This window comes from Lysinibacillus sp. G01H (assembly GCF_028872195.1).
In the GTDB taxonomy this organism is placed as follows: domain Bacteria; phylum Bacillota; class Bacilli; order Bacillales_A; family Planococcaceae; genus Lysinibacillus; species Lysinibacillus capsici.
On the sequence record NZ_CP118397.1, the window covers coordinates 2562924 to 2574965 of the forward strand.

16 protein-coding genes are annotated in these 12042 nt (G+C 33.9%); 5 read left to right on the forward strand and 11 right to left on the reverse strand.

The features are described from left to right. Window positions 1-149: 149 nt before the first annotated feature. The 4 genes from PSR12_RS13120 to PSR12_RS13135 form a co-directional block, all read right to left on the reverse strand. Window positions 150-524 carry a DUF423 domain-containing protein gene (locus PSR12_RS13120; RefSeq protein WP_221682956.1) on the reverse strand — a complete coding sequence of 125 codons (375 nt, stop codon included), beginning with the start codon at window positions 522-524 and terminating at the stop codon, window positions 150-152. Window positions 525-535: 11 nt separating this feature from the next. After that, window positions 536-961: an acyl-CoA thioesterase gene (locus PSR12_RS13125; RefSeq protein WP_221682957.1), complete on the reverse strand. Its 426-nt coding sequence runs from the start codon at window positions 959-961 to the stop codon at window positions 536-538. 398 nt (window positions 962-1359) lie between these two features. Then, window positions 1360-2187 carry a M23 family metallopeptidase gene (locus tag PSR12_RS13130; RefSeq protein ID WP_221682958.1) on the reverse strand — a complete coding sequence of 276 codons (828 nt, stop codon included), beginning with the start codon at window positions 2185-2187 and terminating at the stop codon, window positions 1360-1362. A gap of 172 nt (window positions 2188-2359) precedes the next feature. After that, window positions 2360-3790 (reverse strand): calcium-binding protein, encoded by a 1431-nt coding sequence (locus tag PSR12_RS13135; protein WP_274769260.1) that lies wholly within the window; start codon window positions 3788-3790, stop codon window positions 2360-2362. A 562-nt stretch (window positions 3791-4352) separates the two neighbouring features. Here PSR12_RS13135 and PSR12_RS13140 point away from each other — a divergent pair. Continuing rightward, window positions 4353-4556: a hypothetical protein gene (locus PSR12_RS13140; protein ID WP_274769261.1), complete on the forward strand. Its 204-nt coding sequence runs from the start codon at window positions 4353-4355 to the stop codon at window positions 4554-4556. A gap of 33 nt (window positions 4557-4589) precedes the next feature. On the opposite strand, the gene PSR12_RS13145 is transcribed toward PSR12_RS13140, so the two are convergent. The 4 genes from PSR12_RS13145 to PSR12_RS13160 form a co-directional block, all read right to left on the reverse strand. Further along, window positions 4590-4718, reverse strand: a complete 129-nt coding sequence (locus tag PSR12_RS13145) for an IS3 family transposase (protein WP_004225126.1) — start codon at window positions 4716-4718, stop codon at window positions 4590-4592. A gap of 209 nt (window positions 4719-4927) precedes the next feature. Next, complete coding sequence (locus PSR12_RS13150; RefSeq protein WP_004225125.1) at window positions 4928-5116, reverse strand: hypothetical protein; 189 nt, start codon at window positions 5114-5116, stop codon at window positions 4928-4930. Window positions 5117-5326: 210 nt separating this feature from the next. Next, window positions 5327-6685 carry a (R)-1-hydroxy-2-aminoethylphosphonate ammonia-lyase gene (gene pbfA / locus PSR12_RS13155; protein WP_274769262.1) on the reverse strand — a complete coding sequence of 453 codons (1359 nt, stop codon included), beginning with the start codon at window positions 6683-6685 and terminating at the stop codon, window positions 5327-5329. A 782-nt stretch (window positions 6686-7467) separates the two neighbouring features. Beyond that, on the reverse strand, window positions 7468-8052 hold the full coding sequence (locus tag PSR12_RS13160) for a type II toxin-antitoxin system HicB family antitoxin (RefSeq protein WP_274769263.1): 585 nt from the start codon (window positions 8050-8052) through the stop codon (window positions 7468-7470). 598 nt (window positions 8053-8650) lie between these two features. Here PSR12_RS13160 and PSR12_RS13165 point away from each other — a divergent pair. Next, a complete protein-coding gene (locus tag PSR12_RS13165; protein WP_221682962.1) occupies window positions 8651-9412 on the forward strand; it encodes a glycosyltransferase family 2 protein in 762 nt (253 codons plus the stop codon). A gap of 312 nt (window positions 9413-9724) precedes the next feature. Further along, window positions 9725-10171, forward strand: coding sequence for a GNAT family N-acetyltransferase (locus tag PSR12_RS13170; RefSeq protein WP_221682963.1), 447 nt, complete (start codon window positions 9725-9727; stop codon window positions 10169-10171). Window positions 10172-10376: 205 nt separating this feature from the next. Here the strand turns inward: PSR12_RS13170 and PSR12_RS13175 are convergent, their stop codons facing one another. Beyond that, on the reverse strand, window positions 10377-10745 hold the full coding sequence (locus PSR12_RS13175) for a hypothetical protein (RefSeq protein ID WP_274769265.1): 369 nt from the start codon (window positions 10743-10745) through the stop codon (window positions 10377-10379). A 342-nt stretch (window positions 10746-11087) separates the two neighbouring features. Between PSR12_RS13175 and PSR12_RS13180 the strand changes: the two genes are divergently transcribed. Both PSR12_RS13180 and PSR12_RS13185 read left to right on the forward strand, forming a co-directional pair. After that, window positions 11088-11288: a hypothetical protein gene (locus PSR12_RS13180; protein WP_274769267.1), complete on the forward strand. Its 201-nt coding sequence runs from the start codon at window positions 11088-11090 to the stop codon at window positions 11286-11288. A 117-nt stretch (window positions 11289-11405) separates the two neighbouring features. Then, entirely contained in the window at window positions 11406-11603 is a 198-nt protein-coding gene (locus PSR12_RS13185; protein WP_274769269.1) for a hypothetical protein, read from the forward strand. Window positions 11604-11622: 19 nt separating this feature from the next. Here the strand turns inward: PSR12_RS13185 and PSR12_RS13190 are convergent, their stop codons facing one another. Then, entirely contained in the window at window positions 11623-11757 is a 135-nt protein-coding gene (locus PSR12_RS13190) for a hypothetical protein (protein ID WP_274769270.1), read from the reverse strand. Between the two features lie 60 nt (window positions 11758-11817). Beyond that, the gene (locus PSR12_RS13195) at window positions 11818-11991 is read right to left on the reverse strand and encodes a hypothetical protein (RefSeq protein ID WP_274769271.1); all 174 of its coding nucleotides are present in this window, start codon (window positions 11989-11991) and stop codon (window positions 11818-11820) included. Between the last annotated feature and the right edge of the window lie 51 nt (window positions 11992-12042).

Below are 12042 nucleotides of genomic sequence, written 5' to 3' on the forward strand. Positions count from 1 at the left end.
TTCACATTGATGTTTAGCTTATTTTAACATCTCTTAATATTATGTAATACGCAAAATCAGACAAATTGTTTCATTTTCTTACTTTCAACTAAAAAACGAGAAGCTCCTATGATATAAATCATCAGAACGTTCTCGTTACTTTTTCTGTATCAGGATAAGGCAGCTATTATAACAAGCACCCACGCAACAATAAATAACATGCCACCAATTGGCGTAATCGCACCTAGCTTTTTCACACCTGTCACAGCAAGCACATATAGACTACCAGAGAAGAATACAATCCCTGTAAACATCAAGTAGCCTGCCCAGGAAAGTAGACTAGAGCTTCCTAAAAATGCATCATTGGATAGAATGCCAAGGGCTAAAATCCCTAAAGCATGATACATCTGATATTGCACAGCCGTTTCCCAAACGGCTGCATAATGCGGCGAGGCAAACTTATCCTTGAGTGCATGTGCACCAAAAGCACCTAAAACAACACCAAGAGCTGCCAAAATAGCGCCTAAAGCTAGAAACATTTCCATCTATTGTTCTCCTATTTTGCCTCAAGGGCAATTTCTTTATATTTGGCATCCCAAGCAGGGTCAATCTTACTTAAAGATACCGGTCGCAATGAATCCTTGTGCGCAAGAATATGTACGGATTGAGCTGTGGCTGCTACCGTGCCATCCTCATGTAAAATTTCATAGCCATACGTAGTTCGTAAACGATCATGCTTTTCTACCCAAGTGCGCACCGTCGCCACTTGTCCATAATGCATGGCTGCTTTATATGAAATCGATAAATCCATCACAGGCGATACATAGCCATCTTTTTCTAATGCAGCATACTCAAAGCCAGCATCACTTACAAGCTGGGTACGCCCAATTTCCATCCAAATGATGTAGTTCGCATGGTACACCACGCCCATCTGGTCTGTCTCTGCGTACCGTATTTCAATTTGTTTCTCACTCACAAACATTTTCTTCACCTCGTCCTACATTATAGCGTAAAAGTGTTGATTTGGTGGGGTTTTTGCTCTATTGATTAGAAAAGGTTAAAAAATTTAACTTTGCAAAAATTTGAAATTAGATTCAGAAATATATTTGGTAAAAAATGTTGGTTTCCGTTTTTACCCGTTGTACCCCACTTAATTGGGGTACACTGGGGTACAACAATTTAAAAATAAAAGAGATACTGGGCAGGTGCTGTAAATCAGAAATGGTACCTATTTTTACACGAGAAAAATTTGATGTAAATGATTAAAACCAGGTACTCATTCGAGCGCCTGGTTATTTTTTAAAAATACCTCTGTAAAAAAAGATTACCCTTGCATCATTGCTTGGCTAGTCTTTAATCTTATTAAAATATCTTTTGAGTTTAGTTTTTAGTTATTAATACTTGATCAGCTTTAACCCATTCTGCACCTAAATTGTACCAACCGTCTTTAGCTGCATGTACTTTATAAGTTCCTGGTGCTAATTGGCGTTTAAATGATCCATTAGGAGAACTATACGTATGAATAGTAGTTGTAACAGTTGCATGGTGATTAGCAATAGTTCCATAAGCATTGTGGATATAGCCAGATCCAACATTATAGTATAGAGTTCCATCAGCTGCATATTCTCTTTGACCATACACTTTGTATTTTCCACCAGCTTCAAGTTGACCGATAATTTCATATCCAACATTTTTGAACACATTTGCTTTCTGAGTAATTGTAATCGTTGCCCAAGTTCCATCATAAGTATGGTAGCTAACTGTTGGCTTGTCCCCGTTTAAATAAGGCATAGGATCTACCGCCTCCGATTGAGACACTCGTGCTTTTTCATATATTTCAAAGTGCACGTGTTGACCAGTTGAACTCCCACTGTTCCCCATAACACCAATTTTGTCACCTTGATTAATAGTTTGACCAACAGAGACACCAATAGATTGTAAATGAGCATAAAGTGTATCATATGTTTTCCCATCAATACTGTGTCGAACTATCACATAGTTTCCGTAACCGCCATTACATGTATTACCGATAGAGCCATTATTAGAACAACCACCAACGGCTTTGTTAATCACACCCGCAGCAGAAGCGTGTATAGGTACATTGGCGCTACTATTTGCAATGTCAACTCCATAATGCATTGAACCACTTCTCATGCCATAAAGGCTTGTATAAATACCTTCAGCTGGTTTTATAAATACCTGTTTCATCAAACATTCTCCTTTCAATCTTTAAACTATTACTTTTATATTTTTCAAGGATTAACCAAATATAAATACTAAAAAATAATACCGAGTTAATAGAATAAGCCCATTACCAATTAAGCTAATGGGCTTAAATTTTTTAATTTCTTTCTTCTATAACTTAGTGATTATTTTTGTATTAATTCAGTGTTGTTATACCACTGTTCATGGCTCCAGCTAAGCCTTGAAGGATACGTGATGCACCAGCTTCTGCTTTCACACCAGTATTAGTTGTAACAATGTTATATGGAAGTGCTGCTGAACCTGCATGGTTAGCAATTGCAGAAGTCAATTTACCAGAGGTTACTAAAGTGTGACCTCCATACCAAGCTGCAGTGTAAAGATAAGCTGTTACTGAAGCTGGGTCACCGTTTTGTTCTACGAGAATATTGTACTGTAAATTAGAGTTAGCAATATATTTTGCTTCAGGAATACTCTTAGAAGTGAAGTGTTGATAACCCGCTAAAGCATAACCAGACGTTGGAGCAGATGAACTACCCGGTTCTTTTGAACCACCAGGAGCTGCGTTTGGACTACCTTGCATAAAGTTAGGAAGACCAATTTCGAACGAACGACCTTCGTTTAAAATTTGAGTATTGTAGTAGTTCATGATTTCTGCTGCCGTTTGTTGACAAACATGAGAACTTAAAGCTACCGCATTTTTAAATTGAGGAACTTGTGTAGTTAAACGTAGTTCAGCAATTCGGTAAGCACGAGCTGCTAGGTTAAGCCCCCAGATAACAAATGCGTTGTAACCAGAAGAAGGGAAGTATCCACGCATTTGGTCAATATTACCACCGTTATCACCAGCACGACCTGCACCAATGTTTACGCAAAGTTCAGTTAAACCATTGTTTACACGAGAGTTACTGTAATTTGCACGTAAACGAGCACACATATTTGTGAACCAAGCACTTAAATCAGAATAAATTGCATTACCTGCACCATTAATAGCAGCATTGATAAAGTGAACTGCTCCTAAACCAAGGATTGTACCATTAAGTGCCGTAGTAGAATGCTTAGTCCCAGCTAATAAACCAACACTAACTGTTACTCCTTTACCATTTGGCTGATTTACATTTTTGTAACCAGCTTCACCAGTGATACGAGTGTAGAAGTTGCTAACATAACTAGTAAGTAATGATTTAAGTTCAGTTTGAGTTACTGGGTTAGAAGAACTAGCTTGTGTATATGAAACCATATTAGCATCTTTTGCTAAAGCCAATGCTGCATAAGCTCCTAAAGCTAAAATTGGATTTTCTGGACCAATATTGTTTGGGTTAGCTGGATTAATAAATGATTTATAGTTGATTAAAATCCGGTGAATACGAGTCAAGATTTGACCACGAACTGTCGCAGAAGATGCATTAGAGTAAAGTGATGTCAAGAATAGCAATTGACTTCCAGCACGTTGACGTGTAACTCCTTCTGATTTCTTTAATGTACCAAAAATATCATGGAAGTTAGTTTTTGATCCTGAATCTGCTGCCAAACGTACTGCACCATCTCCCATAAGGTTAGTAAAGATTTTTTCTGCTTCTGTTTTGACTGTAAATGCCAAAGAAATCATCCCCTTTATATTTTATAGAAAGCTCCCTTTAATAAGAACATTTGTTCTCGCTTACATTATAGAACATATGTTCTTATTTTTCAAGGGAATATATTTTATTTTAAGGAAAATAAATGAAATATTTATTAACCTTTTATACTAGTACTAGTGTAATTAAAGTATAGAAAGGATGTGAACAAAGTAGATTATGATAAGGTTTTAGCTTATTTAGTCGCAGTCGCTACTGTAATTAATTTGCTGAAAGGCTCAGTAAAAAATATTCAAGGCATGCGAACAGGTAAGCAAAATAAAAAGCGACGCCCCTCTACCAAGAGGAAACGTCGCAAATACCCAAAGCGAAGGAGGTTAGCCACTCCTTCCCTATAATCTTATCATATCCATTGTATTATGAAAAATATCGGATATGTAGTAGCTTTTGCATTTGCTATTTACGCTTTGATTAATATGGTGAATTGGAAACAACCAGGCTTCTTCGATGTATCTATGATTATTATTTACTCTTTTTGTTTAATCTTAGTGATATTAAATATCATAGTATATTTTAAAAAAAGGAAGGATTAAAATGGAGAAGAATTTTCAGACTGAAGCTAATAAACGTTGGCAAGAGAAGAATAAAGAGCGTGCAAAATACATTAGCGCACGATCAAGAGCGCGTAGCTTTATTAAAAACCACGCATTAGAGGAAGATTTAGAGGAGTTTATGGAATTGACTCTAGAACGCAAACAAATATTAAATGAAATGAAAATAGACCAAGACGGCATGTAGCTGTGAAGTGAACCCTTAAAGTTAGAGTTTTATTTATGCAGCTAATCGGCTGGCATAAGCTCGGTATTTTACCGGACCCATGCCGGCCAATTTTTGTTTAATTCGATCGTTATTATAGTAATCCATATACTTTTCTATTTTCTTCTTTAACTTTTCATTCATGATTTCCTCCTTGCCCAATTTAGTTATCCATAAGAATCCCTAAACTGTTCAAAAGTGTATTTGTTCTCGTTCTTTATAGCGTCTGGGAGAAAAAAGACAAAATAAAAAGCCACTCAAAATGAATGGCTCAATCTCAAGCTTAGTATTTAAATTCTAGCACTAAAAGTTATTACTTATTTTGCCAACAATTTTGTTAGTGGCACTACGATTTATTGTAATCGCTCTAAATCCTGATATTCTTTCATATAAGGACCATCTTCTGCAACAAATGAATGATACAATGCCTTTACTGCGAAATTTTTCTCTAAACCCATTTCAGATTTTAGCTTTTTTAATTCATCATGCAATGTTCGATGTTCATTTATAAGCTTTAGCATAATTGTCTTATTATATTTCATTACATCCGTCCTTTTTGTTTACAACATGAATGCTATAATACACTATTTTCACTTATAATCGCAAGAACAGCCTTGAACACCCCCACCTCCATCGACCTTTGTTTGTTTTGGAATGGTTACATCAAGTTTCTTTATATAATAAAAACACCTCATATGAGATGTTTAGTTGCTTCAGTCTAGTAAATTGTATAAATTCTTCATAAATCTATATTACTGTCCTATAACCTCCTGGATAGATTGTTCCAAAATATCCATTGCTAGTTCTAATTCATGTTCATTAATGATAAGTGGTGGAGTGAGAGTAAGCACATTTCCTTGGGATACTTTAAAGCTTAATCCCTTTTCCATACATTTATACATTACTTGCTCTGCTTCAGATATAGCTTTTTCTTTCGAATTGCGGTTTAATACTAATTCTACTCCGTATAAAAGACCGATTCCTCGAACATCACCTATAATTTCATATTTTTCTTGCATCTTTTTAAGACGTTTTCTCATATAATTTCCTAATTGATTAGCCTTATCAATTAATTTAAAATCCTCGATATAATTAAGAGTAGCCAATGCCGCTGCACAACCTAATGAACTTTTTTCATGAGTGTAATGACCAAGTGCAATATCTTGGGCAACATCAAGTTCTCCTTTTACGAGTATCGCTGCCATTGGAAATACGCCTCCACCCAATCCTTTTCCCAATAAAACAATATCTGGCATAACTCCAAAGTTTTCGAAAGTGAACATTTTACCTGTTCGACCTAAAGCTGTTGGAATTTCATCAAAAATCAATAATATATTGTTCCTATCACAAATATTACGTAAACGTTGATAGTACTCTTTTGGTGGGATATGCACGTCTGTACAACGAACAGGCTCTAAAATAATTGCACCGATTTCATTTTCTCTTTCAAGTACATATTCTAAATAATCAAGGGATTTAAATCTACCATTGTCATCATCAAACAAACCACGATATGAATTGTAAGGAGCTATATGCAGACTCCCTGGCATTAAAGGACCCATACCGTTACGGAAAAGTGCTTCTCCTCCAACTGAAATAGCGTCTAAAGATGCACCATGAAATGAATCCCACATAGATATAGTTTTAAATTTACCTGTTACCTTTCTAACAAGTTTTAAAGCCATTCCAACAGCTGAAGTTCCCCCAGGAGTCAACAGTACTTTATTTAAACTTTCTGGTGCAATGTCAACTAATTTTTTTGCCAACTGGATCGCAACTTTATTTGTATAACGTCTTGGTGAGAATGGAAGAATATCCAACTGCTCTTTTACTGCTTGAATAACATACTCATTACCATAACCTATTTGATGAACATTATTTCCGTGAAAATCCATATACTTTCTTCCATCTATATCCTCTATGTAAATTCCATAGCTTTTTTCAATAATATTTAAACAAGGAGTAGAAAGAGATTGATGTAAATAATACTTGGAATCATCGTTTAAAAGCTCAAATGATTCTTTGCTCAAGTGTTTTCCTTGCCATAAAGAACGAGTTTTTGTTAAATTAATGTCCCCCTCTGTTCTTAAAACTTCAATGTTTTTTTCCATTATTTCTTCTCCTCTCATTGTAGGTAATTAATTCTTTTATCTAAACAAAATAACATGTGTTTTTTAATTAGTTATTAATATTTTGTAAATCTTTTCACCTAATCACATTTAAACGTAGTTGTTATGAATCAATAATAATAACCTACGCTCATAGAACACTGACGAATCAAAGGGGAGGAAACTTTGCTCCGAAGGATGTTTTGATAATAATTTGTTTAACGATTTTTTCTCTAACAATAAATTGTGTTTTACTTTTAAATGGAAAAAAATTTTGTCGAAATCTCCAAATGCGAAAGTAAAGCTGCATGAGCATTTACTTCAACTTTAATCATTGGTATATGTTTGCTCTCAAAACCACACCAAACTCTGCCCTCTCGACTCGAAGTGTTTTGGCTGTTTGACGCAGTTTTCAAAGCAAAAGAAAAAAGCATCATAAAGCTTTTACAGCTATTACAATGCTTTTATAGTTCTTGTTTAGACAGGAATAAGTAAAAGTAGATTTGCACCTTGTATGGTAATTTTCGTGGTATCTAGTTTATGCCCGATCTTGCTGAGCTTCAGCGCCCTCTACAAAGAGCCATTAGCTACACCACTACATTACGTCTACCTATTCCGCCACTACTCCTTTACATCAGCCTTACTCCTACCGAACCTACCTCCGAGTTTACAATACAAACTTTAAATCCACAAACTATCGTTCATGTTTTACATTTGTTCCTTTTGTTTCTTTTCCCTTGTTGAATTGAGTACCTATTAGTTCAATGAAAACCATGTAGATTGAATCATTTATTACCACGTTGCTTTAGTATTACATTTTCAACATATTGGCTGAATTTCTCCTCTGCATCGGAATAACATTTGACACTAAAGAGCAAAGGGTCCATAGGGTATTTAAGTTTTTTTTGATTGGGAGAATCAAAATTATCATATTCCACTTTCGTAGAATAATCTTCAAAATAAATGTCCCACATTCCTTGTTCATTTTTATACCCAATAGCTTCAATATAATCATCATTTTCTTCGTCATAATAAGTGATATGCCAATGACGACCTTTTAAATGCTCCTTTATTTCTTCAGCATACGGTTCAAATGATGTCTCTATCTCCACTAATTCCATTCCTTCGGAAAGGTCATCTCTATTTAGATAGGAAGGTTCAGGAAGCTCTTCATTGTCATAAAGAATTCCAGCCAAAGTGTAAGCTAAATCCTTTTTGGCATCTTGTATTGCTTTGTGTCTAGTTTCTCTTCTTGTTAATGGATATTCCCATCCATTTTCAAGAAACAGAGTAGGGAAATAAACACAAAATATTCCTTCATCATCTTGCTGTATGAAAGCTGGATAAATTAATCTATCGAGATTTACCATAGCTACACATCCTTTAATTACTCTATTTCTTTATAATAAATTATTTTAGGAAAATTGTAATGATCAAATCTCAACTGAAACGCTGCATTATTTTGAAGCAAAAATGTCCCAAAGCGTCGTTGGTAAACATTTCTTAAGAGCTTGTTATTCAACAATCTGGACCTTAATTGAAAACGAGCGCTGTTCTTTGTTATAGAATCGCGCACGATTGAGAAACAACTTTATTGTTACTCAATAAAATCCACCTTTCAATAAAGAGGAAGCAAAAGGGTTATCAGGCAATTACAAACCCTATGACGAGTAAACAATAAATACTAGGAACTCAATTTTATATGAGCGCCTGATTATTTTTGTTGAACTTATCAATGCAATTCTTAACATTCAAGAGAATGCGATTTCTCCAGATAGTGTACCTTGCAAGGGCTTTGGCTCTAGCCACGCCACTTTTGGTTCTGGTTACAATTTGATTAGCGATTTTAGCTGTTATGAAGTAGCTATATTTTGAATATATTGTTACGAAATTGCCATAAAATAATTTATATGTAAATGATATACTTTTTTTGTAAGTACTAATTATATAGGAGAGAGGGATTTTGCTATGTCCGAAAGCAAGCAATTTATTAAGGATATAAATGAAAATAATGTGAAATTTTCCGTAATAATACCCGCTCACAACGAAGAAAAGTACATCGGGGGATGCCTAGAATCAATCGTCAAAGCTGCACAACTTTATAAAGATCAAGTAGAAGTGATTGTTGTGCTTAATCGTTGTACAGATAGAACAGAGGAAATTGCAAAGTCATACAATTGTGTAACATTGATTAATGAAGATAAAAATTTATCCAAAATTAGAAATGCAGGAGCAGCACTAGCAAAAGGAGAAATTCTAATTACAATTGATGCAGATACTCGAATGACTGAACACTTGTTATCAGAAGCTGAAAAGCATCTAGCATCTAATCAATATATTGGAGGCGGCGTAAACGGAAATTTTGAAAGAATTTCGCTTGGAATCATTGTTTCTACCTTTCTCTTGATTGTTCCCTTATTGTTTAAATATGGTTTGATTTCTGTAGGGATTTTTTGGTGCTATCGAAAGGACTTTCAAGCAATAAAAGGTTTTAATGAGAAGATGCTGATGGCTGAAGATGCTGATTTTGCAAAACGATTAAAACAATTGGGTAAAACAAATGGTAAAAAATACGGAACAATAAAAAATGGTATGATTACTTCTTGCAGGCGCTTTGACCATTATGGGGACTGGATTTTACTTAAACGACCTAGTATGATTTTAGCTTATCTAAAAGGCAATAATCATAAGGCTGCAAATGAAGCCTATTACGACGATCAAGCAAGATGATAATGAGTAAACTCAATTGTGTTATATTAAAACAGATAACTAGCATTGGTGTGAAAATGAAAAGAACATCTTAAATTGAAAAAGCTTAAGGAACTGTTTAGTGTCAATAAGTTGTTCCATCTATGGGCCAATTAATTGAATAGCACTTACTAAATTACAGTAAGATATTGAATATAATTACTTGTTTTTTGTACTTTTAAGGAGGCGTTGTCGATGAGAAATTATTTATACTTGATTGGGCGAAAAAACAAGGGGATAACGTTTCAATAGCCCATAAACTACGTGATTCCCCTTCAAAGGGAGCGTACCAGATTGAAGAAAATTTATTTAAAGCCTATTGATAAAAGTAATTGGGAAGAAGCAATTAGATTATCTGTTAAAGAAGAACAACAAACATTTATTGCATCCAATCTTTATTCTATTGCAGAAGTTCAATTTCTAGATAATTTCTATGCAAAAGGTATTTATCTTGAAAATAAAATGATAGGATTTACTATGTTTGGAATAGACCCTGATGACCATAATTATTGGATTTATAGACTTATGATTGATGAAGAATTTCAAGGTAAAGGTATAGGTAAACAAGCAATATATCAGGTTATTGAAGAGATAAGACGAAATAATACTGCAAACGTTTCTTTAATAATGATTGGATATGATCCTGAAAATCTTACTGCAAAATTTGTATATAAAAAGGTAGGATTTATTGAGACTGAATTATCATCTTGGGGTGAACAATTAGCTAAGTATTCCTTGTAAGCACTTGATTTTACCACAATGAATATTTAGACATTAAATTAAAGGATCAGGTTGTTGAGTAACATAAATAGGAAATGATTAAACTTTTTATAAAAAAATGAACCAATTTAATTATTAAGAGCGTGTTTTGATCAATTTTTTACAAAACACGTTCTTTTTTATGTTGCTTCTTCATTTAAACTGCCTGCTAGTTTAGTATAAACTTTCAAAATTCAGTAACATTATATATACTAATATATGTTTTACGTTCCTCTACAATCTGGCCCGAATGTTGAACATATGTTATTAAAAAGAAATAACTCCTTGGCTCCTTCATCATCTGACTCAAAATTTTATTTCTTACTCTAAAAATTGTCGTACTAGATAATCTCATTTGCTTTCCAATTGCATGCATGCTATTCCCATCTAGTAATCTATGAAAGACTTCAACCTCTCTATCCCCTTCTACAAATGGAATGCGGTTCTGCACCTCTGCAATCTTATGCTCATATTCCTTAATCCGATAATTTAGTGAATATACACGACGTTCTACTTCTTCTACCTTCGCTACCAGCTGCCGTGCTTCCTCCATCATTTCAACCATCCATCAATAATTCTCAATCCACTGAAGTAAATTCTCTTTTGCCCTTTTAACATAGGTCTGCCCTCCTAAGTTGAGTTATATTTACTTATCTGACTAACCTAGAAAGGCATAAACCAATTCGAGCTGTGGCGTCTGCAAACGCCATGGCTTTTTCTTTTACTTATTTTTGAACAGTTTTTTCAGTCACTATCGGCTCACCAACCTTATGATAAAAGTTTTTAAGTGCACACTTTCCTCATATTGTTCAGTAAATGTATCATTCTATATTTTCATATATTACCCAATTATGTTATCCTTATATAGGTTTATCTATATATGAGGAGTTGATATTCAATGAAAACAATGTCTACACTTGGATGGATCATATTTATTTTTGGCATTACTTTGCTTATAAGTGGAGTGGGAAGATTATCTGGTTTCTTTGATTATGATTCAGTTATTCCAAATAAATCTGTTGCACTAATATACATTTCTATGGGCTTTTTTGTAATGTTCATTTCTTACTTTGTTAAACCCAAAAAAGAAAGAGGTTAATAGTTTTATCAATCAATTTCTTTCAAGCATGTTCCTCATATTGCGCAGTAATCAAACCGAACTAATCATGTTATCATTTTGTAAGTTGTTAACCTAAATATCAGGAGTTGTTATAAAATGAAAACACATTCTAAAATTGGACATATCATATTTGTTTTAGGCATCTTATCGCTTTCAATCGGATCAGCGAGATTAACAGGTGCCCTAGAATACAATTCATTTATTTCAAATAAATCTATAGCAATACTATTTATAGTTATAGGGGTTTCTGTTATGTTCATTTCATTCTTTGTAAAACCTCTAAAAGATAAATAACTTTACTGAACAATTTCTTTCAAGTAAATTCTTTGTACATGGCATCTATAATTCGATTGATTTCTTTTTTTAATTCTGTTTTATTCACTTTTTCTTTTCGAATAATAGATAGCAACATTACTGTGAAACCATAGTAAAATGTATCTTTTTTCAATGTGCCACCTACTTTACTTTCAATTAAAAATTATCCATCAATTCATCAAATTTCCCTTGTTTATAACCTGTTTGATATGCTTTCTTTCTTGTTCTCTTTTTCTAAACGTGCAACTTTTTCAGTTTGTTCAACTAACCAATCCATTTCTTCAATGCTTACGTGGATGTAGTTACTAACCCCTTCATGGTCTTTGAATATGCGACTTTTAATTTCTTCTAATGTGATTTCAGCCATTCATTTATCCTCCTGCACATTTTCTTTCTAGTGATCATTAACCAATTGAGT